Genomic DNA, 26,544 nt, shown 5'->3' with positions numbered 1-26,544 from the left:
GAGGAATTGGGAGGAATGCGACAGCTTGACATCTGTTAAATATAACAGTACTGTTAAATATAATTGTTACTTTGCGACACTTACAATATGGAGATGGCTCAGTGGGCAAACCAGCCACCAAACAAAAGAACCCATCAATGGTAGAACGGCTCCAATTCGAGTCGTTCATGGCAAGACTCTCGCTCGGGTTCGTCAACATGCCGCTGCATCAGATGCAGCCGGAGATCCAAAAAGGCCTCAAGGAAACGGCTCTGCTATTTGGTTTCACCTGGGCCGTGTTGATAAAAGGCGGCCTATACAAAAAGTCATTTGATCTCAGACACGCCGATTGCGCAGAAGATACGTCGACCGGCGAACGCATCGCCTCGCTGGTGCGGTCACCCTGGTATCTTAAAGCAAGTATCCGAAAAGATAGGATCTCCATCACGCGGCTACCCGATGAACTGCCCGCGGCAATGACCGCTGAAAAAGAGACCTGTCGCGAAGCCGGCATCGTATCAATTATTGGTCTGCCCCTGCAAGATGACCGTGCCAAGCCAAGCTTCATCGCGTTTTGCGCGGCGCATCCGGTAACGATCGATGCTTCGGAAGAAGGCAAACGCTTGGAGCGGATCAGCCAGTTATTCACCAGTGCATTGATCCGTCAGACGACGGCTTTGCAGTTCGATGAACTTTTCCGGTTTGAACGGCTGCTCTCGGAAATCTCATCGACCTTCAGCGGCGTCTCGGCCGAGGAGGTTGACCGGACGATTGAATTTGGTCTCGAGCGGATCAGCACGTTTTTAAGGGCCGACTATTGCAACCTGGTGCCGTTCTCCAAAACCGAAAGGTCGCACAACATTGTTCATTCATGGGTTCGCAAAGGAGCTCCCCCGCTGCCGAAATTTACCGTCCCCTTGGGCGATCTCTTTCCCTGGTTTGCCGAGAAATTCAAGCATCGCCAAGTTGTCTATTTCTCACGCTCCGAAGAACTGCCCGATGAAGCGTCGGCGGATCGTGCCGAATTCAATCGAATGGGCACGAAATCGCATGTATCGGTACCCATCACCGTGGGGCGGACCGTTGTCGCTGTCCTCTCCGTAGGTACGATATGCATTCACCGATCGTGGTCCGAAGAACTGGTTCAACGGCTTCGGCTGATTGGTGAAATCTTCGCCAATGCAATCGTGCGCAAGCAGAAACAAATGGAAATTCAGACCGCTTTTTCGGAGATCGAAAAGCTGAATACGCAGCTGGAGGCAGAATGCACCTATCTGCGTCAGGAAATCGAGCTATCGAGCAATTTTCACAACATGATCGGTCAGAGCGAGGCATTGAAAAATGTGATCTATAGTATTGGCCAGATCGCATCCACCGATGTGACGGTCCTTATACACGGTGAGACCGGCACCGGCAAGGAATTGGTCGCCAGGGCCATCCATGCTGCCAGTCCACGTAAAAACCGGCCCATGGTTAAAGTAAACTGTGCCTCGCTGCCAGCCAATCTCATTGAAAGCGAACTCTTCGGCTATGAAAAAGGGGCCTTTACCAACGCCCATAAACGGCAGATTGGTCGTTTTGAACTGGCCCACGGCAGCACCCTTTTTCTAGATGAAATCGGTGAACTGCCCATGGAGTCGCAGGCCAAACTACTCAGGGTATTGCAGGAAGGGGAATTTGAGAGGCTCGGTAGTGCGAAAACGATCAAGGTCGATGTCCGCATCATTGTCGCGACCAACCGCGATCTCGAAAAAGAAATGCAAAAAGGGCGTTTCCGAAAGGATCTGTGGTATCGCTTGAATGTTTTTCCCATTGGAGTCCCCCCGCTGCGCCAACGCAGCGAGGATATCCCATTGTTGGTTAGCTGGTTTATCCTCAAGTCCGGCAAGAAGCTGGGTAAAACTATTGAACGCGTCCCGACCAAAGTGATGAAGGCGCTGCAGCACTTCGATTGGCCCGGGAATGTGCGGGAACTTGAAAATGTCATCGAGCGGGCAGTGATAAACAGTCCGCATGGATCTTTGCAGTTGCTGGACACACTGGAAAGCCCGCAAGGCCGATCACTGAAATCTGAGGAGCGACAGACGCTCAAGGAGATGGAGCGTACCTATATCGTCCAGACAATCGAGGAGACCAACGGACGCATAGAGGGGCCCACAGGAGCGGCAGTCATTCTCGGCCTTCATCCATCCACCTTGCGATCTAAAATGCGCAAGCTCGGCATCCAGATCAGCGCCTTTGTCGAATAGCCGCACCGATCAGATCGACAACGAAAATTAACGGGCTCGAAAAAACCAATTGCCGGACGTTGTCAAAGCTCATCCACCCATTGAGTCCCCGCCAGATACCCTTCCGCCACAGCATCTTTCAACCGCCTGGTGGATTTGGCGTCGCCGATAACTAGATAAGGGAGGCCACTTGCCTTGATCTGATCCAGTAACGTCTCGTCCGGTTCATACCCGGCGGCAAACACCAGACTTCCGGCTGGCACCTTGGTCAACAGGTCTTCCCTTTCGATGACCACGTCCCCGTCAACCATCCGACCGGCCGGTTCTTTCTGGATAACGACCTCGCCAGGGTTGATTTCCGTGATGGTCGACTCCATGTAGAATCGTATCTTTGCATTGCGTAAACGCCCGGTCAACACCCATTTCAATGTCGCCCCCATATCTTTAAAAGGCTTTGCAGCCATGTCCACCAGTGAGACCTCAATCCCTTTTTCCACAAGCATATCCGCAGTTTCACCACCAACCAAACCAGCACCCAGAATAACGACAGGTCCTCGCGGCAAGACACCTTTCACCAACACATCGCTGGCCATATGTATGTCGATGGACGATTCGCCTTTGATGGAAAAACGTCGTTCCCGTGAGCCGCTCGCCACGACCACGCCATCGATTCTTTCTCTGCGGATGTCTTGAAAATGGGTCGAGGTCAAACATTTGATTCCCAGATCTCCTATCATATACCGATAATAGCGAATAAGATTGAGAAATTCTCCCTTGTGAGGAGCGGCGGACGCCATTTCGAGTTTACCGCCAATCGCATCCCCCGACTCGATCAAGGTTACTGCATGTCCTCGCAGCGTAAGAACCCGGGCGGCTTCCAACCCGCCCGGCCCCGCCCCGACCACCAAAATATGCTTGGGGTGGGCGGTGGGGCTTAAATCCGGTTTGCCAAGTTCGGGGTTGATGGCGCAATCCATTTCGGCACGTTTGAAAGCCTCGTCAAAACAGTGGCAGCAGCAGATACAGCGACGGATGGCTCCGTCCTTAAGCGCCTGGGCCTTAGCGGGCCAGTCCGGGTCCGCCAGCAAGGCACGACACATGGTAACCATGTCCAACTTATCTTTATCGACCAGTTCTCTTGCCAACTCCGGCTCTGTGATCCTGAAGGCGCACGAAACGGGTATGTTTACTTCCGCCTTAATTTTGGTGGCCAGGGGAACGAAGTAGCCATGGGGTACGCTGGGACCGATCTGATGGACCGGTGAATCATGCCAGCCGGCGGTAACGTTGAGCATATCCACGCCCCACTCGGCCAGCTTGACGGCAACGCGCCGCTGATCGCTGGCATCTAATCCACCAGGCATGTTATCGGTGGAGGAATGGCGGAAGATGAGTGGGAAATCGTTGCCGGTGGCTGCCTTGATTCCCTGGATTAACTCTTTGACAAAGGTGAGCCGTCCTTCGAAATCGCCGCCGAATCGATCGGTACGGATGTTGGTCAGCGGCGACATGAACTGGCTAATCAAATAACCGGTGGCCCCCAGCAGCTCCACCGCATCGAATCCCGCCTTCTTGGCCCTTAAGGCGGCATCGGCAAAAGCGCGCAATACCCCTTCCACCTCCGTCGTGGTCAATTCCTTGGGGACCAGCTTGGTATACCGGGTGTAGATGGGCGATGGTGCAACCGGATCACTGCCGGTTACACTCTTCCAGGAATATCGCCCGGCATGATTGAGCTGCAGCGCCGCCTTGGCACCGTTCTCGTGAATAACTTCGGCCACCTTGGTCAGTGCCGGCAGCCAGTCATCGCAATCGGCACCCAGCTGATGGTCATCCTGTTTGCCAACCCGATCCACGAAGGTGGCCCCGCAAATGATCAACCCGCTTCCTCCGCGGGCCGCACGGCGGTAAAAATGATACCATTTTGGCGAGAGGTCAAAGCCGTCGACGGGGTAATTGAGGATCATCGCCGGCATGATGATTCGGTTTTTGATTTCCATTCTGCCGATGGTAATAGGGGTGAATAGAAGGGATTGTTCTACAGCGGGGGTGGTCATTGTTTCCTCTCCTGTGGCCATAGAGGCAACTAATGTTTCGGCTGCATCGGAAAGTTTCCGAGAGACATGCGGGTTCTGCCCGAGGCACGATGACCTTCCAGGCAGCCACCGTTAACCGAAATGCTTTCATCTTTTATAGTGGGCCAGTTGACTGATGCAATTAGGTTCTTCAAATTTCGAGCCAGATTCTGCCGGGATGTTTTCATCCTGTATTCACAACCTATTGCAACGCTCCCGTCTCCAGGCAGCCACACTATTTTTGATATTTAGAGAAAGGTGCGATGATATATGGAATCATCAAGGGTGATGCTGACCGGTTAGGAAGCTCGATCACGTAAAGAGTGGAAGGCAACAGGTAAGAAACGGTAAGACAGAGTAGTATTTGCCGGCGATGGTGTCGATCCCAGCCCAGAGGAACGTTCTCCTCAAGCGGTCGTATCGGTGCGGTGCCGCCGTTTTTTTCTGGTATTGGGCCGTTGAATGCCGAGTTTGCGCATTCGGGAAACCAGTGTAGAGGGGTTGATATCCAAGATTTCGGCGGCGCCACCTGATCCATGGACCTTCCACTGGGTCTCCCGAAGCGCCCAGAGGATGTGACGGCGCTCGTTTTCAACCAAGGTTATGCCGGCGGAAACTGGCGGAGCGCATTCACCTCTGGGGAATGCGAGTTCCGGAAGCTCGAAACGGGGACCCGTACTCAAAATAACGCCCCTTTCAATAATATTTTCCAGTTCACGGATATTGCCCTTCCAGTCGTAAGCCATCAGCCGCTGCATATCGTCATTGCTGATTTGGTAAAACTTCAACGGCTTCTCTCTCTTTTCGGCATATTTCCTCAAAAAATGCTCGGCAAGCAATCCAATATCTTCAATGCGCTCCCTGAGCGGCGGGACATAAACCGGAAATACGTTGATCCGATAGAACAGATCTTCTCTGAAGCGACCTGCCTTAACCTCCTTTTCGAGATCGACATTGGTGGCGGTTACCAGGCGGAAATCGGATTCGACCGTTTTCCCCCCTCCGATTCTCTCGAACTCCTTGCTTTGCAATACGCGCAATAGCCGGATTTGGGTATCCATGGGCAAGGTGCCGATTTCATCCAGAAACAACGTGCCCTTGTCGGCCAGTTCGAAGCGTCCGGTACGCTGCTTGACGGCCCCGGTGTAGGCGCCTTTTTCGTGGCCGAACAGTTCGCTGGATATCAGGCCTTCGGGCAGAGCACTGCACTGAACGCTGATATAGGGGCCATCTGCCCTATGGCTGAGGCGGTGAATGGTCTGGGCGGCAAGGTCCTTTCCTACCCCCGTTTCACCGAGGATCAGTACGGTCGTGTCCGATGGGGCGACATGAGCCAACTGCGACACAAACCGTCTGGTCGCCGCACTCTCTCCGACGATGAGGCCACCATGGCCTTTTTGCATCTGCTGCTCTTCGTAGTAGAGATTCTCTTCTGCCAGCTTTTTATTCAGTTGTTCGATGTGTTCGTAGGCAATGGCATTGTCGAGCGCCAGCGCCGCCTGTGCGGCAAAATAAGACAGGACCTTCAACTCGTGCTGGTTGAACACCTTGGACATTAACCGGTTATCATTGTACAAGACCCCCATCACCTTGTTTCTAAGCACCATTGGAACGCAGATTCTCGACCGGATGGTACTGCTGGGTCTGAAAATCTTGCGTTGATTGGGGTCGGATTCCAGGATCTGTCCCTTGCCGGAACGGGCGACATCGCGCGCCAGTTTCATGGATTCGGCAAACTCCGGCTGCAGGATCTGGACATCGGTAATGTTTTTCGAGGCCCGCATGTACAATTTTCCGGAACGGTCCGCCTCACTCTCCAAGAGAAAAATCGCTCCCCTTTCCGCCCCGGTAAAACGATTGGCAGCAGAAATAATCTTCCGAACGACCTCTTTTTCGTTTCGAAGGGTGACCAGATCCTGACTCAGGTCCAGGATCTCTTCGAAAGGATCCTGATGAATATGAACATCCCGGATCAACGGTTTCAAGTCGTTTGGAATCAACCCCTCGTTTTCGGGAATCAGCCGCTTGGATGCCTCGACGGCAATCTTTTTCGCTTTCTGCCGGTCATCAAATGCCAGCAGGTAGATGCGTGCCATCTCCAGTTGAGTGATGGCATACTCGATATTGTGGCCGGACTCCTGCAGTACGGACAGAGATGCTTCAAGGGACGCAAGGATATCCGTCTTATCGCGCCCTTGTCGGCTGAAAAGCATGGATTGGAATCGAAGGGCAACCCCCCGGGTCAACCGGTTCCCGCTGGAGATCATGCGCTGGAATTCCTTTTCGAAAGAGAAGCCCTTTATCAGCGGGTAATTTCCCTCTTCCATCGCCCACGCAATTTTAAGCAGGTAAGAGCCCAGATGAACGAACGAATCGGTCTCTTTCCTGAACTTCAGAAAGCGCTTCAGGTAAGACACCGACTGGGTGAACTCCTCCTTGCGAAAATAGGCATACGTAATTCCGATAAGCGCAATGTACCGCGAAAGATAGTTGCCATATTGCTCGGATTTATCCAGCGCATCCGAAAAGTATCGAATCGCATCATCCAGGCGCGCGATATTAATCAAAGCCACTCCCATGGCCATGTCTGAAAAGGCTGTATAAAAGGGGTTTTCCCCCTCCATGAAATTGGAACGGATGGCATCGATTGTCCCTATTCCCTGGGTCGCCTGGCCAATATGTACGTAACAGAGCCCGACCACAGTAGCGGCCAATTTGGAAAACGTCCCCGACGGAATTTTTTCAATATTCGGGACGACTTTTTCATAGGCATCGACTGCTTCCCTGAAACGGCCCTGCCAATAAAAGAAATAGGGAATAAACGTATGCGCGGTGTGAAGGAGTTTCGGGTCCTCCAGTTCCTTGGCAATCGTCCAGCCGGCTTCAAAATCGGCCAACGCCTCATCAAAGCGTCCTCCCAGCCATTTGATCCTCGCCTGGTGAATCTTGACGATGGCAATCATGGGTTGCTTGTTTGAATCAACGGACCGTTTGAGGGCGTTTTCCAAAATGGCATCGACCGGATCGCTGTCTTTCTTGCCAGTTGCCGCCAGTGCATAGACAGTGGCGGCATTTATGAAAAGGGTATCGCTTTCATCGTCCCGCACATCCCAGAGGTCTTCGATAACTTTGGCGTAATATTTCATTGCCTTATCCATGTGATGCCGGTTATGCTGTTCATCACCGCATTTCATGAGCCACCGGCAGCCATCGATGCCATTATTCAGGAACAACATGTGGTCGCATACGAATTCGATCTTTTGTTCATCCTCGGGAAGCTCGCGGATAAGCAATTCGACAATCTTTTGATACCATTCGGATTTTTCTTTCCTCCCTAAATGATCCTGTGCTTTCTGCTTGTGTTTGGTGTTTGAAAAGGCGTAGCGATCAAGCTCGATCTTGGTCAGCACTCCGGTTTCAACATTTTGTTCCAGAACGAGAAGCACCCGGGACGGTTTCTCTTCTGACAAATCAATAATCCAGTCGATGGAAAAATAGCCTTCGAACAGGGACGCCACGGACAGGATCTTTAGGGATACATCCAGAGACTCGCCGGATATAATCATTTTTTTTTCCATTGTGACTCCTTGGGCCTGGCTTCGATTCATATTGTCCCCATCGGCTCAACACCCGGTCCAGTTAAAATGCAAGCAAGTGGCAGACCGTCTTATTTTTAAATATGATTATCAAATTTTTTATATATTACAACATCTGCAGGTACCTTTCAACGAAAAATAGCAATAATGATTTTGTAATTCTATGGCCAACATCATACAAATTACGAAATATCATGTTTTACTTGAGATATCGAACACGTCATGCTATCAAATCTAAATCGAATTTTCCCCGCGGCTATCCGCGGGAAGCTCCACCGGAAGGATAAAAACCAATTCCAGTTCGCTTGCGCATTCCACGTCCCAAGCGACGGGGAATGCGCAAGCTATCCCGGTTCATTTTATGATATTTTATCGCGTCCAGGAGGCAACAATGAACTTACATTATGTCAACAACGCGGAATACGATCGACAGGCTTCGCTGGAGATGGCAGCCCTTTTCGGATGCGACTTCTCCATCGACTGGATTATCGAACTCACCGGTGTGAAAGCGTCTTGGGTTCTGCCGTTTCTGGAAGATGAGAAGGAGAAGGGTTTATTGGTTCGAAAAAGTCTGAGTACCTATGGTTTCGCGGATGAGGCCAAACGAAAAGATATTATCGACAAGATGAATTCCGAAACCAAGATGGCACTTCACAAGCAGATTGCCGCCTTCCTCTTGAAGGAACTCCCGGAGGATGATGACAAACCCAGAATTCTGGCCCCTCATATTTTCTATTGCTCTGACGACATCGAAGGCTCCCGGCTGCTAATGAAAGTCGGAGATGCATACCTTTCCGATTTTCACATCAAAGATGCCCTGAAGTGTTATTACAAGGTTATCAAGAATACAATAGACCTGAAAACAAGGGAAGGCGATGAGCTTTTTATCGAGGCAACGTTGAAATATTCAAAAGTGGCCACCACCAGCTCGTTGAATCAAAACACGGCAGAAATCACCTCCTTTTTAAAACAGGCCATTTTACATGCCAAAAACCGGGACAACAAAATATCCAATGCGCTGCTCCATATGCATCTGGCCAAGACCGAATGGATTGGCGGCCACTTTGGTAAAGCCATCGGTCATTTCGAAACCGGTCTATCCCTCGCCCAGGAAATAGAGTCAGCAGAAGCGCTTCGACCGGTCCACACGTTCATTCCCTTTTTCTATTTCTACCAAGGCTTCATAAAAAAGGCCATCGATGCGCATGAAAAATATGCACCCGGCGTTGAGAAATACCCGAAAGGTAAATTCTCGATTTTATCAACCATGACGGTGGGATTGTGCTACGTCTACGTAGGCATGGTCAACCAGGGATTGGGAATCCTCAATGAAATACGTGAACTATTGGCAAAGGATGGCGACGATTATCTCAAATGCAATGTGGATAGTGCTATTGGGGAAGCATTATTGACCATAGAAAAGACGGATGAGGCCATCCCATTTTTAAAAAAATCCCTCCGGGAAGCTGATCGCTCGAATAACAGATTCATATCGGATATCCAGAAGTTGCAACTGGCCTATGCCTATTATTTAAGAAAAGACAAAAAACGGTCCATTGAATACCTTCGCAGCTACCTGAAAAATCATGAACTTTACGAGTTTACCCTTTTACAATCCAGGCATTTGATCAAACTGATGTGGCAGATTGAATTGGGGCAATATCCCAAGATACGCGGTCTCTCCCTTGAGAAAGAGATCCGCCGCATGATGAAACACAAAAATGTATTTTCTAAAGGTCTCGCCTATCATTATCGTGCGCTCTTGCAGGAAAAGAAAAAGGAGAGCCAGCGATTGATTGAAGCTTCACTTAAGGCATCTGTCCTCTGTTTCGAGAGATCAGGTCATCAGATCGAATATGCCGATGCGTTATTTGAAATGGCAAGGCATTACCAACGCAGAGATTCGGGCAAAGACAAGGCGAAGGATCTCATCCAGAAAGCCGCAGACATTTTATCGCCCATCAATGTTCGCTTGATTCCAACTGACCTCAAACCCCTGGTGAAACCGACAACGCAAAGGCACGAAGCCTTTGAGGAAATTTTGAAGATCGGCAATGAAATCACCCGCATTAACAACCAGAAAGAACTTGGGATAAAAATAATCACATCGGTAAACCGTATAACGGGGGCGGAACGGGGAGCTATTTTTCTGTTTGAAAATGGCTCACCAACATCCGACGGCATGGAATTGAAAGCGTCGCGAAACATCACCATCGAAGAGATCAGCCATCCACGATTTAAGACTTCAATCAAACTGATCAAGCGCGTTGCCGAAACGGGAGAAGGTATGATTGTCCAGCGAGACAACCATAAAAATCTGGACAAGGACTCAAACGAAGTGATCGGTTCAAGAATTTGTGTACCCATGAAGATGGGAGATACGGTCGTCGGGGTCTTGTACAATGATATACGATATATCCGTACCGCCTTTAAGACATCGGACATGAAAATCCTGACCTACTTTGCCTCCCTGGCTGCTATTGCCTTGAGTCATGCCGCTTCGTACGAAAAGATCGAGCGCCTCAATCAAAAACTCAAAGAGCAGAATTTATTTTACAAGGAACAGCAGCAACAGATGGCCGTGTCTGATGAAATCATCGGCGAAAGCCCGATGATGAAGCAACTCAATGAGCAAATTCACCAGGTAGCGAAAACCGACGCGACCGTATTAATATTGGGCGAAACCGGTGTGGGCAAAGACCTTGTCGCACAGACCATCCATCGTCTGAGTAATCGTTCAACCAAGCCATTTATCGGTTTTCAATGCAGCGCAATGCCCGAAAGTCTGATTTCTAGTGAACTCTTCGGACACGAAAGGGGAGCTTTTACGGGTGCAACCACCAAACGCATCGGTCGTTTTGAACTGGCCGACAGCGGAACGCTTTTTCTGGATGAGATCGGGACGCTGCCTATGGACATCCAGATCCATCTGCTCAGAATCCTCAACAACAAGGAGTTCGAGAGGATTGGCGGAAGCATCACTATTCGGTCCGACTTCCGTTTATTGACAGCCACCAACGTTGATTTGGAAGAACAGGTCAAGGCGAACAACTTCAGGGCCGATCTTTACTACCGTTTGAATATTTTTCCCATTAGGGTCCCCCCGCTCAGGGAACGAATCGAAGACATCTCGCTACTGGCCAATCATTTCCTGAAGCGACTTGGACGTAAACGAGGCAAATTTTTCAATAAGATATCTAAGGCCCAGTTGAACATCCTCATGGACTATGACTGGCCGGGAAATGTTCGCGAATTGGAAAACATCATCGAAAGGGGTACGATCCTGGTAGATGGCCCGGAATTCGAACTGCCGGAACGCATTCGCCCAGTATGCGAAACTCAAAGAGAGGGAATCACTCTGGAAGAGAATGAAAGGAGCCACATTCTCTGGGCACTCAGAAAAAAGAATTGGAAGGTTTCAGGGCCTGATGGTGCCGCGGAATTACTCTCGATTCATCCATCGACCCTGCTTTCCCGAATGAACAAATTAGGCATCAAGCGTCCGGCGAAAGAACGGAAGAAGAAAAAGAAACGATGATATTTCTACTTCCGATGGATATGCTACCGCTGCAAACCATTAGGCGCTTCAGCCACGCGCCAGCCATGTGTGGCGGCCAAACAGCTTGCCCGTCCGATGGGACCGTTGACATCAAACCTGTATGCTACGATTGCCGGCGAAATTCGTGGTACCCTGCCAGTTTTGACAGAACGATTGCAGCATCGGCCATGCCCTCATAAACGGGGACACCGTTAGCCAATAAAATTTCTCGGATTCGGTGGGTGAGATGGTTGACCTCCGGAATATCAAGAAATTGCCTCCATCCCACGACCAGAGGCTTGCCATTGGCCATGGCTTTACCTTCTGTGGCGATATAGGTAGCGATTCCCTCCATATAATTCATATCTCTACCGCTGTCGGTATACAGCCAGTCCAATTGGAGGGACACAATGAACATATCGACATACGAGCCATCAGATAAGTGCTTCATCATTCGCCCTAGCTGCGGAAGGTCAAAAAACATCTTATGGGCATCGATGGGATTGCTGACGATATTGCCTGCCGTGGAAATGGATTCGCCTGCCATCTTGAACAGGTTGGGTGGAAAGACCGGCAGCGTCAACCCTGAACGTGTGCAGGCATCCGCCGCATTGACACTGATTCCTCCGCCTGAACCGAGAATGGCGACACGTCGGCCGCCGCAATCCTCAAGATGAAGGAACGCCTGAGTCAATGCCGCCAATTCCTCGAGGGACGTGGCTCGAACAGCGCCACTCTGGCAAAAAAAAGCATTCCAGATGTTCTCGCTGCCGGCTAAGGCTCCCGTGTGAGACGCCGCGACCCTTACACCGGCATCCGTCATACCGGCCTTGAAAATGATTACCGGCTTTTCACGACTTGTTCGCTGGACAACGTCGAAAAGCGTTCTTCCGTCCTCGATGCCCTCGAGGTACATCAACACGATGCGGGTCTGATCGTCTCTGGCCACATATTTCAGGAAATCGGTACAGTCCAGAGTCAACGCATTGCCATAACTGACCACCTTGCTGAAATGGATGCCGAAGCGACTGCTGGCAAATTTCGTGAAATCCCTGGCATGTCCGCCGCTTTGTGTAATGAAAGCGACCGGCCCGCTTGTGGTGGAGGCTTCGGGCCAGGTCACGGTCCTCGATTCGGGGACATACAACCCCATACAATTGGGACCGATCACGTGAAGCCCGCCGCATTGGGCAATCTCCTCAATCTCCGCTTGCAGCCGCAAGCCTTCCGCTTCCCCGGTCTCTTTGAATCCGGCAGTGAAAATATGAATGTTTTTGCAGCCGACCGTGGCGCAATCCCTCAGCGCATCGGGAACGAACGTCGCCGGCATGCATACAATGACATGATCCGGGATTTCCGGAAGCGAGAAAAGATCACGGTACGCCTTGCGACCGTGGATTTCGCTCTCCGCTCTGGGATTGACCGGATACAATCTACCGGGGAAGCCAAATTCCTGCAACCTTTTGAATAGGTCGGCACCGGAGAGCAACTTTCCGACCTGACGCTTCGCGCCCATGACTGCAATCGACCTGGGATGAACCATTTTATCGATGGCCCGCTGGATCGCTGCTTCGGCATCCCCACAACTCCGCGCCGACATTTCCCCATCCCCGGTGGTGCATGTTTCATCACCAAGGCCAATCAGGGCATCGACAGCAACGATCCTTCCGTCCGGTTTGGCAATCAAGGGATTGATGTCGACCTCCGCAATGCAGGGATGTTCAGCGGCCAATCGCGACAATCCGTTCAGAACCTGTGCCAATTGGTCCACGTCGACGGCGGCCTCGCCCCTGAAATCGAAAAGCAGTTTGCGACAGACAAGCGCGTCGACCAGATTGCGTATGTCAATTCTGCTCAACGGGGGCATTCGAAACACGACGTCTTTGAAGGCTTCCGCGAAAATGCCACCGAGTCCGAACATGATTACAGGGCCAAACTGGAGGTCTCTGAAAAAGCCTGCAGCGAACTCTCGCTTTCCTCGAACCATCGGTTGAACCAGACAAGCCTCCCAATCCTGTCCTGCTGCAGCGTTAAGCCGATGGAACGCATCACGGACTTCCGATTCAGATCTCAGATCCAACGCCACCAGGCCTCGGTCGGTCTTGTGGGTGAGTTTTTCCCCCAACGCCTTCAGCACGACGGGAAAACCGTATGACGCCGCCCGTCCAACAGCATCGGATTCCGTCTGCACAACCGTTTCCTCAACAACCGGTATGCCATAATTTGCCAACAAACGCTTGGATTTCGCTTCGGTCAGGGTTTTCATTCCATTTCGGACGGCCTTTTCGATAATCGTGTCTGGCAGCATAGGCGTTGCGCTCCCCAAAAACCGTTGTGGCGGGTTGAATCAATGATTGACAAGATTGAATTCGATCATGCCTCTTTCACGCAGCTTGAACTTCTGCACTTTACCCACCGGGGTTCGCGGAATATCTTCAATAACAGCGACATATCTGGGGATCTTGTATTTCGCGATTTTGCCGGCACAGAAGGATTGAATATCTTCTGCCGTGTATTCCGACCCCTCTTTTATCTGGATGAACGCCGCAACGACTTCTCCCATACGCTCGTCCGGAAGACCGACAACATGTGCCGATTCAACCGCCGGCATCTGCATGAGAAAGTTTTCGAGTTCCATCGGGTCGATATTCATCCCGCCTGAAATGATCAAATCCTTCAGGCGTCCGGCGAATCTCACATAGCCCATTTCGTCCATTGAACCTAAATCGCCGGTGTGAAACCATCCGTCGCTATCGAAAGACGCCGCATACAGATCGGGATCCTTGAAGTAACCCCGGGTCAGGTGCCAGCCGCGGGTGACGATTTCTCCCACCTGGCCGGCAGGTAGATCATTGCCGGTGCCGGTGTCCACGATCTTGGTCTCACACCCGGCGTTGAAATTGCGACCGACGGTGTTGGCCACCAGCTCCGGGGAGTCGCCCTTTTCGGAGAAGGTGATGATACCGCTCGTCTCCGTCATGCCATAGACACCAAATAACCGCATGCCGAATTGGTCCGACACCTCACGGATCATCTCCGGGGTGACCGGTGCACCGGCGATGTCACCGACGCGCATGGATTTTACCTTTTCCCGCGAGAATTCTATATGCTTCAGCAGCATGTAGTACATTGCCGGTGTGCCGCAAAACATGGTGATCCGATGGCGCTTGATCCCTTCAAGAATATCGGCGGGGTCAAAGCTTTCGAAGGCCACCAGTTTGGCCCCGACGATCTCGCTGATCGTAAGGCCCATGCACAGCCCGAAATTGGTGAAAAACGGTGGTGCGCCGAGTACCACGTCATCGGCGGTCAGGTCGAAGCGCTCGGCCGCTTTCGAGAAGACCCGGATAAACTGGCCATGGGTGGTCATCACCCCCTTGGGCTTGCCGGTGGTTCCGGCGGTAAACAGCAGGCTGCAGACATCATCCGGCCCCAACGCATTCGTGGCCGCAAAGAGGTGGGCATCGGATATCTCCCCGCCGGATTCTATAAATTGTTCGAAGTTGGCAATTCCCGGATAGTCACGGCGGCTCAGGCAGACCAGATTTCTCAGGTACGGCAGCGCCTTGATCTGGATCCGGCCGCACCCGACCGGATGGCTGGCCAGGCCGGGACAGACGACATTGACCAGCTCGACGAAATCGATCCCCAGGGCCGACGCCATGAAAATCAACGTGTGCACTTCGCCTCTTTCGAGCAGCATTCGCAGTTCATGGGTCTTGTAGCGGGTGTTGAACGGGACGAGCCAGGCGCCCACACGCATGATGGCACTCCGTGCAATCGCCCACTCGGGGATATTGGTCATCATGACGCCGACCTTGTCGCCCTTTTTGATCCCGGCGTTCAGAAGCGCTTTGGCCAGCTTGATCGAAAGCGTCTGCAACGTTCCCCAGGTCAAACGGCGATCCCTGAAAGCAATGGCCTCTCTTTCGGGGAACCGCCGTGCCGTCCGGTCCATCACCTGGGCCAGAGTCAGTCTGTCAAAATCGATTTCCGGCATTATTCTGTCCTTTGTTGTTTTTTCGCGGCATCGACATGGAAGCGGCCAAGGGTCCGGGCTCGCTTCACACCGGGACCTCATCCCGACCGGTCGACGGCGGAGCGGCAAACAGGATCGCCACCGCACCGGTGATGGAAAGCACCATCAGAACATAAAATGCAGCGGTGTAATTTCCCTGAAGATCGTAATTGAATCCGGCGGCGTATGGGGCGACCCCGGCCACGAGGAAAATGATCGGAAAGATGGTGCCCATGATCGAAGCGAAGTACCGAGGCCCGAAGTAATTGCCGACGATGGTCGCCAGTGAGACATAAGCGCCACCCATGCCGGCTCCCATGCAGAAGGCATAGAGGTAAACGGCAGCGTTCCCCCAGTCATCGAAATGGATGAGAAAAATCATGCCCATAGCGGTTGAAAACAGGGCGACAGACCATATTCGCCGAGGCTCGACCCGATCCCCAAGGCCACCGGCCAGAAGCCGGCCAATAATACTGAAAAACGCCATCAGGCCTAGAGAGAGGACCACGAGGGTATCAGGACAGCCAAGGGACTGCAGATGCACCAGGCTATGCGCGACGCAGGTCACGAAGGGGCACAGAAAAGCGATGGCCGCAAAAACAATGAGCCAAATAGCCCGGGTGCCGAGCGAGGCCTTCAGTGACCAGGAACCGGCGGACTGGTAAACGTGGTGAGCTTTGGTACGGACAGCCGGATTCGATCCCCCCGGTATCCCATCCGGCACCTGGCCCAGGTCCTCGGGCCGGTTTTTTACTGCTATGGCTGCCAAAAAGCTGGAGACCACAGTCATTGCAATGACCAGGAGCCAACCGGCCCGCCAGTCGTGATCGAAGCTGACGATCACCCGGTTCATCAACGGTGTACATACGATGGCGCCAATGCCTGTGGACGACAGGACGATAGCCATGGCCATGGCCCGCCTCCGCCGGAACCAGTTGGTCACGCCCGTTTGCGCAGGGATCGCGCTGCCCATGCTCACCCCCAGGCCGACCACAATCCCGAAAACCAGGATGAACAGCCAGCCGCTGGTAACGACCGTGGCCATGAGGACGGCGCCGACCAGGATAATCAGGCCGCCCATGGTGAAGGTGAACCGGATGCCGCGCCGGGTGATGCAAAATCCGACGAGGGGGGCGGAGAGGGCCAGGGAAATGGTAAAGACGGAAAAGCCGAGCCCCAGCACTGATTTGGAGAGGTCCAGCGAGTGGGCCATGTGGGTATTGATCACACTGGCACCATAGTAGGGGAAGGTGCCGTTGATCAGATATAGCATGAACATGACGCCGACCAGCGTCCACCCGTAGAAATATTCCTTGTTCGTCGCCATTGCCGTCAGATTTCGCGTCCCACGCGCGCCCCGTCATGGACCGCGTGAAGCAGCTTGAACGGTGCGGCGCAGTCGCCGGCAACGAATACCCCACATGCCGCCGGCGTCAGCCCTGAGTCCGGCCAAGCGGCGGCGTCCCGGGCCAACATGGGCATGACGGTGTCGGCACAGAGGGTTTTTCGGTGTCCACGCCGATCGACGATCACCAGCCCGGATGCGGTGATGCGATTGAATTTGGCGACACCTTTTTCGATTGTCACCCCTTTTCCGTCCAGTCGCCGCAGGAGTCGCTGCTGCAGTGTGCTCGGCAGGTCCGAGGCCAGCTCGCTTTCCATGGCAGCGATCGTTACCTCGCGTCTCTTACTGGATAGAAAGTCGGCCAGTTGGCATGCCGTCAGATCACCGCCCATGATCACCACGCGCTTTTGGAAAATGATCGGGATACCAATGGCAGCGAGAAGGTTCCTGGCCGGCAGATTCCAGGGCAGACGTAAAAACATGGCGCCCAGGCGGACCAGGACACCGCGCCAGCCTCTGCGGATGGTGGTTCCTTTGGGCAGAACACCACCCATCATTTCCCGGAGCAGGCCGCCGCTGATGACATTTTCCCGGTCGATGCCGGGAATACTGGGCATGACCGGGATGGCTCCCGGCGCGAGGACCACCGCATCGGGGCGATATCGCCCAATCTCGGCTGGCGCCGCCTTACGGTGGAGCCTGACCGTTACTCCGGCCGCCTTGACCTGCCGTGTCAGATAGCGGGTCAGCCGGTCCACCGGCTGTTTGGCCGGAATCATGGCCTGTAGGAGCAACGCCCCACCCAACTGACACCCCTTCTCGACCAACGTCACCCGATGGCCCCGCGCGGCGGCCACACGAGCCGCTTCCATCCCTGCGGGGCCACCACCCACGACCAGGACCCTTTTAGGCGCGATGGCAACCGGTGGACCCAGCTCGCCCTCACGGGAGACGCTGTAGTTCGACGTGCACTCGACCCCGTTCTCGGCGGTGCTGCGTTTGTAACACTCGTGGCAGTCGATGCACGGTATGATCGCATCCGTCCTGCCCGAACGAGCTTTCCTCGGCCAGGACGGATCAGCAATCAGTTGGCGGCCGATAGCCACGATGTCCGCATCTCCCCGCGTCAGGATGGATTCGGCCACGGCCGGATCCTTGATACGTCCAACGGCAACCACGGGCACATTGACGTGGGCCTTGACCGCAGCGGCCAGATGGACATGGGTGCCTTCGGGGTCTTCTCCCCCCGGCACGTAACCTCCCTGAAAAAGCGGTGTACCGATGGAAACATTGAGTACGTCGATACCTGACGCAACCATCGCTTTGGCAAAAACGATGCCGTCTTCCAGACCGAAGCCGCCGGAAGCGATATCCATGCCTCCCTGACGGGCAAAGAGCGGGAAGTCCTCACCTACCGCCTTGCGCATGGCACGTGCACAATCGGTGCTGAAGCGCATGCGTCTCTCGAGATCGCCACCGTAAACATCCTCGCGCTGATTGGAAATCGGCGAGAAGAATTGGCAGGGCAACATCCCGTGGGCGTTATGGATCTCCACGAAGTCGAACCCGGCAGCCCGTGCACCGGCGGCTGCTTCACCGAACCCCCCGACAATGGATTCGATCTCGGCAATGGTCAATTCTCGTAGCGCAGCGCCGGCGTCTACCCAAGGGCTGCGGGAGGGGGCGGGCTCGATTCGGGGAGACGGGGCAACCAACTCTCCGATTTTGGGATTCAGGGTCATCGGGAACTGGTTTCCGTGAAAAAATTGGATGCCGATCTTCGCCCCCGCGTCTTGTACCGCTTGCGTGAACGATTTGAGGCGGGTGATCAATTTCTTCACTGCACCCGTCCGGCCCCAGGCATCGTCACTGTAAAACAAGCCGGGAATGCCGGCGCCGATACTGATGGCTCCCACCCCACCTTTTGCACGGGCAACGTAAAAATTTCTCACCCGCCGATTCGTATAGCCATGCCCCAACCCCATGGAGGACATTAAGATCCTGTTTTTAAGGGTCATGCTTCGAATGGTGATCGGCTCGAAAAGCTTCATGATACCGTTGCATCCAATGCGGTTTTATGGTTTCAGATCCCAGAAGGCACGCATTTGAAGGAGCTTGCCGTCTTCCCGGAATTTATAGTAGCCGATGCCCCCAAATTTGATTTTCGCGTCTTTTACCGTCGTGTTCGTCACGGTCCATTTGACTACCGCTTCCGGTGGGGCGACGACCGTAAACTCAGGCTGCATGTCCAGCAACTTGGAATATTTACGCACACCATCGAAAAAAGCGCGAAGCCGCTCGTGACCTTTGTGAACGGGGCCGCCCACCGGGTCTTCCGCAGTGGCATCTTCGGCAAACTTTCCCACCCAAGTTTCTGTATTCATCGATCGAATCGCGTCCCGGTATTCTTCGAGCCATTTTTCAATATCTTTCTTGTCCATTTTCCTATTCTCCTTTCTAAAACGATAAAGGTATACAAACGAGCCTATTCGATCAGCGCCAGACCAACCAACGTGGCATGGGGAACATTGGCCGGATTGATATCCGTACCGATTGGGTACATTTCCCAACCGGCTTCGGCCACCATCCTGTAGACGTTCATGCTGGCACTCTCCATGGAAGGCCTGGCCCGCCCGGGGAATCGACACGGTTCGCTTTTCAACACTTCACAGTCCTTAAAGTTGCAATAATGCGATCGGCAGGACCCGGCGGCAAAGGCAATAGCCAAATGATGACCGTCATAGAATGCCTGGTGCTCGATGCGGGAGACTGTATCACTAAGATTCCGGTAATGGTTAAGAAGCTTTTTCAGTTTTTTGGTCGGAACGATTTTTCCTTCATCGTCGACGACCAGGGAATCGTCACCCCCAACCAATTCCGAATCCACATTTAGCTTTACCAGAACCGCCCATTGAAACCCGGAGACAATTTCGGCGATTTCCTTGGTATCCGTGCTGTGCGGTGGACAATGGGCGCTGCTTCCATAGGCGACACATTTGGGAATGATGCATTTCCCCCTGACCCTTTTATCAACGTAAACTTTGTCAGCCGGAATAATCGTGGCTGCCGTCATCGCCAAATCCAAAGCCAGTTGACAGTATTTTTCCAAATCCGCCTTTACTTCCGCTTCGGTGAAGGTGTGAATGATTATAGGTTTCTTGTCATGCATCGGTGCCTCCTATTCGGTAATGAAATCGATGAAAACAGGATGGTGCTCGTTCGTGAGGGTTCGGCGACACGTGAAGGGGTGGATGCCGCCTTGAAATAAACTTTGCAGATTTCATACCACTCTTCAAATAGTTAGAATTGCCATAATTTGTAGCTTCTTAGAGGATTAACCCTTTTGGAAGCAATGCAAATATCGATTAATCGTTAATAGAATCGCGATATACCGTTATTCGCCTCGTCCATCAAAATGCGGGATGCATAGGGAAACAGACGCGAGGAGATGTCCAGTTTTTTCGCCAACCTTTCGTGAAAACCCTTTCGAAAGCGTTTCACCTCGCGCCGATAACTTCACCCGATCTGTCGCGAGCATTGACAAACCGTCATCAAGCCGTTATTGAGAAGTATTCAACAAGGTGTTCCGGAACGCACTGCCCAAAGCGCTTATGAGTGAGTAACGAATCGTCGTCAAAACCTGCCAGGACGACCACTCTCAAGAGGACTGACAAGTCGCGACCTTTTCGTATCTCAACGTCACATCGAAGCATAATGAATTTATAATAAGGAGATATCCCGTGATCAATCGTCAAGTTACCTTGAAGTCCCATCCGGTTGGCGTACCCACACCGGAAGATTTTGGGATGACCAAAGAAGCAGTGCCCGAACTGGAGGAGGGGCAGTTTCTGGTTCGCAACTTGTATTTTTCCTTGGAAGCTGCCATTCGTGCCTGGCTCAGCGGAAAGAAAACCTACTTTGAACCCATTCCCATCGGTGGCGTTATTCGGGGTCCCTCTGTGGGTCGGGTGGTGGAATCGAGAAATCCGAATTTCAAAGCGGGGGACATCGCCTGGGGCCTCAACCATTGGGAAGACTATTCGGTAATGGATGACAATACCATCCTGCTGGAAAAGCTTCAGGTGAGACCAGGCATACCGGTAACCTATTACGTAGGCGGCCTGGGAGGATCGGGAAAAACCGCCTACATCGGGCTTCACGAAGTCGGAAGGATCAAGGAGGGGGAAACGATCGTCATCAGTGCGGCAGCAGGGGCCACCGGCAGCATGGCCGGTCAGATCGCCAAACTGCGCGGCCTAAGGGTGATCGGTATCGTCAGCACCCGTGAGAAAGGTGACCTGATCACCAAAAAACTTGGCATGGACGCAGCGGTCATGTACCGGGAAACCCCGGATATCACCAAGGCCGTTTTGGAGTTGTGCCCGGAAGGCGTAGATGTCTACTTCGACAATGTGGGCGGCATGACCCTGGATGCCATGTTCCTGTGCATGAAAACGTATGGCCGCATCATCGGGTGCGGCATGATCAGCCAATTCAATCGACAGGACAACCCGACGCCGATCCAAAACATTTACCAGATGGTAGCCAGGCAACTGACGTTCCAGGGTTTTCTGCTACCCACATATATGGACCGAATTCCTGCTGCCGTGGATCAACTCCAGAGTTGGGTTGTAGATGGGAAACTGAAGTTATTGGAAAACATCACCGAAGGGCTCGCCAATTGCGGCAAAGCCTATTCCGAAATGATGAAAGGCGCGACCATTGGGAAAAATTTAGTCAAGATGGATTTTCCTGAAGAAGATTGACGCGGGGCTATTGAAAAAAGGCATCTAAGAAAAGGCCGGCGCCAGGGTGCCGGCCTTTTCTTAACAGTGCCCCGGGGTGCATATCCTCACGTAATATGATGGGGTTAACCCTTCTTTTCCAAAACAACAGTTTCATGGGGATGATCCTTATTATTATTACTTCCTTCCCGTATGGACTTGTAATACGCCGGCCAAACAGGATCAATGGGCGGTCCAACCTCCGTCCACGACCAGTTCCGTCCCGGTAACGAAACTGCTGGCATCCGAAGCCAGGTATAGGACCGCCTGCCCTACATCCTGGGTGGTACCAATTCTGCCGATGGGATGCATGGCTGTGTACGTGGCCAGGGCCTCTTCCTCGCTGGCGTACATCCCCTTTTCCACGAATGTCGGCAGGGTTTTTTCGAACAGTTCGGTGCGGATAATGCCGGGATGCACAGAATTGACCCGTATGCCGTAGCCGAGTTGTCCGCATTCGACGGCCGCCACCTTGGTGAACAGCCGGACAGCTCCTTTGGACGCCGAGTAGGCTGCAGCGTTGAAACAACCGATCAGACCACAGGCCGAACACATGTTGACGATGGAACCACCCTTGCCCGCGATGCCTTCCGGCTTCATCGCGCGGATGGCGTGCTTGGTTCCCAGGAACACACCGTCTAAATTCACGCTCATCACCTGCCGCCACTGTTCCAGGGGAATGTTTTCTACCAGGTTGATGCCCTCGATACCGGCATTGTTCACCACCACATCCAACCCACCGTAGGTCTCCACTGTCTTTTGGATAACCGACGCCCACTCCTGTTCGTCGGTGACATCCTGGAAGACAAACATGGCTTCACCACCGGCCTGTTTGATATTCTCTGCGACCGCCGTACCTTCTTCTTTCAGGATATCCGTAAGGATGACTTTTGAACCGGCCTGTGCCAGTACTTCCGCGCATGTGGCGCCGATTCCGCGGCCCGCACCGGTGATGAGGGAAACCTTCCCCGTCATGTCGAAACTCTTGTTGATGTTATCCATCGCATTCCACTCCCGAAAAGGTTACATGGCGGTATACCCACCATCGATCAAAACTGCCGTACCATGAATCGTCCGCGACTCGTCAGAGGCCAGAAACAACGCTAGATCGGCGATGTCCTGCGGTTGTATCAGGCCCCCCAATTGTACCTCGCTGACCCGCACTTTCAAATCATCGACTCCTTTTTTCTTGTTCGATTCCTCAAGGTAGTCGAGCATGGGCGTGTCCACCCCGCCGGGTGCGATCGCGTTTACTCGGATGCCTGCCGGGCTGCACTCCAAGGCCAGGGCCTTGGTGAACTGATGCACCGCTCCTTTGCTCGCGCAGTAAACCGTCTGAAACGGCGCAGCGATATACCCGCCGGTCGATCCCATGTTTACGATATTACCTTTGCCCGCTTTCTTCATATGGGGAATGGTATGCTTGCAGCATAAGAACATACCCCTGACGTTAACCGCCATGACCCGATCCCACTCCTCGGCGCTCATTTCTTCGATCGCCTTGTGAAGTTCTATTCCGGCGTTGTTGACCAGGATGTCGATCGATCCCATCTTCTCCATGGCGTCTGCCACCATCGTCTGCACACTGGTCTCGTCACTGACATCGCACTGGCCAGCATAGGCCACGCCGCCTCCGTTTTGAATCTGTTTAGTGGTCTCTTCGGCGCTTTCCTTGAGATAATCGGGGATATACACCTGGGCGCCGTGCCGGGCAAAAGTCGTGGCGATTGCCCGGCCGATGCCGCTTCCGCCACCGGTAATGATGGCTGTCCGGTTCTCCAGTCGTTTCATCGGTTGTCTCCTTTAAAATCTATGGGGCATGGAATATTCTCATCGATAGTTTGCACGGCATGACCTATTGGCCGTGCGGTTTACCTGCAAACCCGGTTCGACGTTCTGGATAAAGAGGCCAGAAAGTTGCCCGACGGCGGGTCGGTGGACCCGCCGGCTGGGTTGCTGGTTATCCATTTTCGAGGCGCGGTTCAATCGAAAACTATCTTCGGATGAATATACCACGCAAGGCATTTTATAGACTGTTTGATAGCTATCGCTACCACTTATAACCGACCTTAAGGGCGACCTCACCACTCGACCCGATGTAGGGGTTGTAATCGCCATGGCCGTCTTTGTCACCCCAGACCGTGGCCATGCTCACGGTGAAGTACCATTTGGCGTCCGGACTGTAGGTCACCCCTGGACTGATCAGCCAGGCGTCCTCGCTGTCGTACAGCACAAATATATTGGGGCTGATGGAGCCGTGAAGATAATCGGTCGACAAAAGCAAGGTCGCCCGCCAGGTATCCTCGGGTGCCGGGCGGAGCATATCATCTTGGCTATAACCATCGACATGGGAGTAGTAGATCTGAAAGGACGTGCTCAACGCCGAGTTCGTTCCAATGGGGGGGGCCGAGAAGCTCTTGTCGATGGCAATCAGGACCTGGTAGAAATCATGCAGCGTATATCCCCTGCCCGCGGGGTCCTCATAATCGGTGAAAGATTTGTCTGTCGTAAACGATCCCTCGCCGCGGAAAATGAAGTTTCCCGTCCCGACGAAATGGTTGAATGAAAATCCATAGCTATCGCTGTCCGGGTGACTCAGGGTCAAGTAACCATCTGCCAGGGTGCTGATATCGACAGCAGGACCGTCCTGTTTGCCGTTGAAGTAGTGAAGATAGACGTTGGTGCTCGCCATGGTTGCACCTACACGGGCACCGAACTCCCAATTATCACCGCCCCAAGAACCATCCGTATCATCAACATACGGGGCGCCCAGCTGATAAGGGGCGAGATAAGGGCCGAACGTAGCCGGCCGGAATTCCGGGATGGCCAGCAGCTGGAGGTTGAAACTGTTGACGAAACCCGAACCGGGAAGACTGCCGTCAAAACGGGCCATCCACAACGGTGCCGCCAGGTCCTCGGGGTTGGAGAAAAAGGCCTTGTTGTAATAATCGCTGGGGTTGACAATATTCATCAGGTTGAACCCGTCCGACTCGCCCCACATCACGATCTGCTTGCCCAACCTCAAGTTGGCACGCTTATCGCCATATTTATTTTCCGCCACAAGGTCGGCGAAGCATTCCCGCAGATCCTGATCCCACCGTAATTGTCTTTTTCCCGGCTCGAACCTCGAGTTGGCCTCGTCCCGGACCTCATTGTATTGGTTGGAAGTATCGAAGATGGCGTCGTAGGCCCCCCGGTAGCGGAAAAAGGCCTTTTCAAAGCGGACCAGCGGTTGTCCCTGTTCGTATGATGGCCGGACTTCCAGGTCCAACTGGAGCTCCTGAATCCACTGGACCCCAAACATGTGGTCCATAAAACCGTATTGCACTCCGTTGGTGTCCCGACCTATCGCCCGGGACTCCAGGTAACCGTGAAAATCGGTCTCGTATGCAAAGCTGACTGTCGACCCAACAAACAGCCCGATGAGTACCGCAAGGGTAATCAAATGAATTGTTCGCCTCATCAGTTCTCCTCCTTGTTTATACTGGCGACATTATACTCAGCCAGATGATTGGTGTGTTCGTCTTCAGATATCTCTGCTCCTGTGAAAAGCTCGGATCGGCAGGAAATCTACCGACTCCACGTTGTGAGGTATGTCGGCTCGAACATATTCAGCTTGATGGTCGGATCCATGAATTTGGGATTCAGAAGTTGTCCTTCCACGGTGCCGCTCTCTTCGGAAACCGAGGCATGCTGGGTCTTTTCGTCCACGACCACGTAGCCGATGACATATCCGGTGGTGATGCGTCGGACCAATTTTCCGCCATCCATCCAGTCATAACACCCCGGAAAGATCGTCATGGTTTTCCAGTATTCGCCGGCCCGGTTGTAGATGGCCTTGTGGACGAATCCCATGTAAGGGTCGACGTGGTAGATGCATTTTCCATAGGTGTAGTACGGATCCAAAGCATTGGCTTCGACAACCCGGACCTTTCGCGGCACCCACACCGCGTCGACTTTCTGCCAGGGTGCCTCCGTCGCCCCCTCCACCTCGTAGGCCGACCTGAAATTACCAGAATTTGCCATGAAGGATCCATCTTGTTGCTTGTTGCAAACAATCGCCTTATCCGCCGCCCATCTGGGCATCTCCACCAGCGTGATGACCTCTTTTTCCACCATCGTCCACTTCATGGAGGCGTTCTTGCCGGCCCAGCCGAAGGAGTCGTCGATGACGAAATCGGAGCCCGCATAGGGGTCGGAGCGGTTGGCGCCGGACAGCTTCTTCACCCGGCGGATAGCCGGCACATAAGCGTAGACCGCGTCCGGCTTGGGGTCGAGGAACCGCTGCGTCAAGTTGGTCATACCCTGAAGATCATAGGGTTTGACGAACTTGTAGAGCTGCTGCTGGAGCATCTCATTACGGTTGGGGATCTGCCCGTCCGGACGGTTCCACTGGTAGTTGTCGATGTATTCGCTGAGGGCGAGGCGCTCGAGTCCACCCTTGCCGACCCACTCGGTGCTGGGAAAACAGCGCAAGCTACCCAGCCTGCCCCGCATGGCAACGACGTTATGGATAAATTTGATCGCGGCATCCGGATCGTTGGCGTAGTCGATGTTCGGGTAAAGATCGCCCTCGACGTAAATGGGCAGCTTGCCCGTGCTGACCTCGATGATCTCCTTGTTCTTGTCCAGGCCGTATTTGCCGACATTTTTCTGGGACAACGTCTCCCATTCCTCACCCGGATAGACATCGTACTTCAGATCAGCGAGCTTGATGGTCAATTCACCCCGTTTCACCCAGGTCACAACACCCGGCGGCAGGTATTTGGCGATCTGATCGACGTTGTTCTTGTCGAAAACATCGCCGGGCTTGGCCCCAATCGTGGCGAACATCTGATCCTGTTCTTGCTTCCAGTCTCTCGCCATTGCCGTCGCGGCAACAGCGCTCAACAGAAAAACCATCAAGAGTATTCCTGTGAAAATGCTTTTTGTTTTCAATTTCTCCTCCTCGTTCTTTAATGGTTCATGCACACCGGGATGT

At 53.2% G+C, this 26,544-nt stretch carries 15 protein-coding genes; 3 read left to right on the top strand and 12 right to left on the bottom strand.

Annotation, left to right across the window (positions count from 1 at the left end; all coding sequences use genetic code 11):
* Window positions 1-137 precede the first annotated feature (137 nt).
* A complete protein-coding gene (locus ACHZBS_RS25830; RefSeq protein ID WP_319409425.1) occupies window positions 138-2,228 on the top strand; it encodes a sigma 54-interacting transcriptional regulator in 2,091 nt (696 codons plus the stop codon).
* A gap of 62 nt (window positions 2,229-2,290) precedes the next feature.
* Here the strand turns inward: ACHZBS_RS25830 and ACHZBS_RS25825 are convergent, their stop codons facing one another.
* Together ACHZBS_RS25825 and ACHZBS_RS25820 are read right to left on the bottom strand one after the other, a co-directional pair.
* Window positions 2,291-4,264, bottom strand: coding sequence for an NAD(P)/FAD-dependent oxidoreductase (locus tag ACHZBS_RS25825; protein ID WP_319409424.1), 1,974 nt, complete (start codon window positions 4,262-4,264; stop codon window positions 2,291-2,293).
* 425 nt (window positions 4,265-4,689) lie between these two features.
* Window positions 4,690-7,860: a sigma 54-interacting transcriptional regulator gene (locus ACHZBS_RS25820; protein WP_319409423.1), complete on the bottom strand. Its 3,171-nt coding sequence runs from the start codon at window positions 7,858-7,860 to the stop codon at window positions 4,690-4,692.
* Window positions 7,861-8,905: 1,045 nt separating this feature from the next.
* Here ACHZBS_RS25820 and ACHZBS_RS25815 point away from each other — a divergent pair.
* Window positions 8,906-11,416, top strand: a complete 2,511-nt coding sequence (locus ACHZBS_RS25815; RefSeq protein WP_319409422.1) for a sigma 54-interacting transcriptional regulator — start codon at window positions 8,906-8,908, stop codon at window positions 11,414-11,416.
* A 124-nt stretch (window positions 11,417-11,540) separates the two neighbouring features.
* On the opposite strand, the gene ACHZBS_RS25810 is transcribed toward ACHZBS_RS25815, so the two are convergent.
* The 6 genes from ACHZBS_RS25810 to ACHZBS_RS25785 form a co-directional block, all read right to left on the bottom strand.
* Window positions 11,541-13,724, bottom strand: coding sequence for an acetate--CoA ligase family protein (locus ACHZBS_RS25810; protein ID WP_319409421.1), 2,184 nt, complete (start codon window positions 13,722-13,724; stop codon window positions 11,541-11,543).
* A gap of 39 nt (window positions 13,725-13,763) precedes the next feature.
* A complete protein-coding gene (locus ACHZBS_RS25805; protein ID WP_319409420.1) occupies window positions 13,764-15,416 on the bottom strand; it encodes an AMP-binding protein in 1,653 nt (550 codons plus the stop codon).
* 64 nt (window positions 15,417-15,480) lie between these two features.
* The gene (locus ACHZBS_RS25800; protein WP_319409419.1) at window positions 15,481-16,761 is read right to left on the bottom strand and encodes an MFS transporter; all 1,281 of its coding nucleotides are present in this window, start codon (window positions 16,759-16,761) and stop codon (window positions 15,481-15,483) included.
* Window positions 16,762-16,766: 5 nt separating this feature from the next.
* Window positions 16,767-18,830: an FAD-dependent oxidoreductase gene (locus tag ACHZBS_RS25795; protein ID WP_319409418.1), complete on the bottom strand. Its 2,064-nt coding sequence runs from the start codon at window positions 18,828-18,830 to the stop codon at window positions 16,767-16,769.
* Between the two features lie 24 nt (window positions 18,831-18,854).
* Window positions 18,855-19,220 (bottom strand): nuclear transport factor 2 family protein, encoded by a 366-nt coding sequence (locus ACHZBS_RS25790; RefSeq protein WP_319409417.1) that lies wholly within the window; start codon window positions 19,218-19,220, stop codon window positions 18,855-18,857.
* A gap of 44 nt (window positions 19,221-19,264) precedes the next feature.
* Window positions 19,265-19,948, bottom strand: coding sequence for a DUF2284 domain-containing protein (locus tag ACHZBS_RS25785; RefSeq protein ID WP_319409416.1), 684 nt, complete (start codon window positions 19,946-19,948; stop codon window positions 19,265-19,267).
* 571 nt (window positions 19,949-20,519) lie between these two features.
* Between ACHZBS_RS25785 and ACHZBS_RS25780 the strand changes: the two genes are divergently transcribed.
* Entirely contained in the window at window positions 20,520-21,545 is a 1,026-nt protein-coding gene (locus ACHZBS_RS25780) for an NADP-dependent oxidoreductase (RefSeq protein WP_319409415.1), read from the top strand.
* Window positions 21,546-21,746: 201 nt separating this feature from the next.
* On the opposite strand, the gene ACHZBS_RS25775 is transcribed toward ACHZBS_RS25780, so the two are convergent.
* From ACHZBS_RS25775 to ACHZBS_RS25760, 4 genes are all read right to left on the bottom strand, one after another.
* Window positions 21,747-22,565, bottom strand: a complete 819-nt coding sequence (locus ACHZBS_RS25775; protein ID WP_319409414.1) for a glucose 1-dehydrogenase — start codon at window positions 22,563-22,565, stop codon at window positions 21,747-21,749.
* 21 nt (window positions 22,566-22,586) lie between these two features.
* On the bottom strand, window positions 22,587-23,354 hold the full coding sequence (locus ACHZBS_RS25770; protein WP_319409413.1) for an SDR family NAD(P)-dependent oxidoreductase: 768 nt from the start codon (window positions 23,352-23,354) through the stop codon (window positions 22,587-22,589).
* Between the two features lie 259 nt (window positions 23,355-23,613).
* Window positions 23,614-25,026, bottom strand: coding sequence for a DUF1302 family protein (locus tag ACHZBS_RS25765; RefSeq protein ID WP_319409412.1), 1,413 nt, complete (start codon window positions 25,024-25,026; stop codon window positions 23,614-23,616).
* A 107-nt stretch (window positions 25,027-25,133) separates the two neighbouring features.
* Window positions 25,134-26,501: a DUF1329 domain-containing protein gene (locus ACHZBS_RS25760; RefSeq protein ID WP_319409411.1), complete on the bottom strand. Its 1,368-nt coding sequence runs from the start codon at window positions 26,499-26,501 to the stop codon at window positions 25,134-25,136.
* Between the last annotated feature and the right edge of the window lie 43 nt (window positions 26,502-26,544).

This window comes from uncultured Desulfosarcina sp., from assembly GCF_963664155.2.
Lineage (GTDB): Bacteria > Desulfobacterota > Desulfobacteria > Desulfobacterales > Desulfosarcinaceae > Desulfosarcina.
The sequence above is the reverse complement of the archived record's forward strand: the minus strand, read 5'-3'. Positions and strand labels throughout refer to the sequence as shown.

Bases quoted from the DNA above. Each gene is read 5' to 3' on its own strand.
- ACHZBS_RS25830 (WP_319409425.1), top strand. From the start codon at position 138: ATGGTAGAACGGCTCCAATTCGAGTCGTTCATGGCAAGACTCTCGCTC.
- ACHZBS_RS25825 (WP_319409424.1), bottom strand. From the start codon at position 4,264: ATGACCACCCCCGCTGTAGAACAATCCCTTCTATTCACCCCTATTACC.
- ACHZBS_RS25820 (WP_319409423.1), bottom strand. From the start codon at position 7,860: ATGGAAAAAAAAATGATTATATCCGGCGAGTCTCTGGATGTATCCCTA.
- ACHZBS_RS25815 (WP_319409422.1), top strand. From the start codon at position 8,906: ATGCATCTGGCCAAGACCGAATGGATTGGCGGCCACTTTGGTAAAGCC.
- ACHZBS_RS25810 (WP_319409421.1), bottom strand. From the start codon at position 13,724: ATGCTGCCAGACACGATTATCGAAAAGGCCGTCCGAAATGGAATGAAA.
- ACHZBS_RS25805 (WP_319409420.1), bottom strand. From the start codon at position 15,416: ATGCCGGAAATCGATTTTGACAGACTGACTCTGGCCCAGGTGATGGAC.
- ACHZBS_RS25800 (WP_319409419.1), bottom strand. From the start codon at position 16,761: ATGGCGACGAACAAGGAATATTTCTACGGGTGGACGCTGGTCGGCGTC.
- ACHZBS_RS25795 (WP_319409418.1), bottom strand. From the start codon at position 18,830: ATGAAGCTTTTCGAGCCGATCACCATTCGAAGCATGACCCTTAAAAAC.
- ACHZBS_RS25790 (WP_319409417.1), bottom strand. From the start codon at position 19,220: ATGGACAAGAAAGATATTGAAAAATGGCTCGAAGAATACCGGGACGCG.
- ACHZBS_RS25785 (WP_319409416.1), bottom strand. From the start codon at position 19,948: ATGCATGACAAGAAACCTATAATCATTCACACCTTCACCGAAGCGGAA.
- ACHZBS_RS25775 (WP_319409414.1), bottom strand. From the start codon at position 22,565: ATGGATAACATCAACAAGAGTTTCGACATGACGGGGAAGGTTTCCCTC.
- ACHZBS_RS25770 (WP_319409413.1), bottom strand. From the start codon at position 23,354: ATGAAACGACTGGAGAACCGGACAGCCATCATTACCGGTGGCGGAAGC.
- ACHZBS_RS25765 (WP_319409412.1), bottom strand. From the start codon at position 25,026: ATGAGGCGAACAATTCATTTGATTACCCTTGCGGTACTCATCGGGCTG.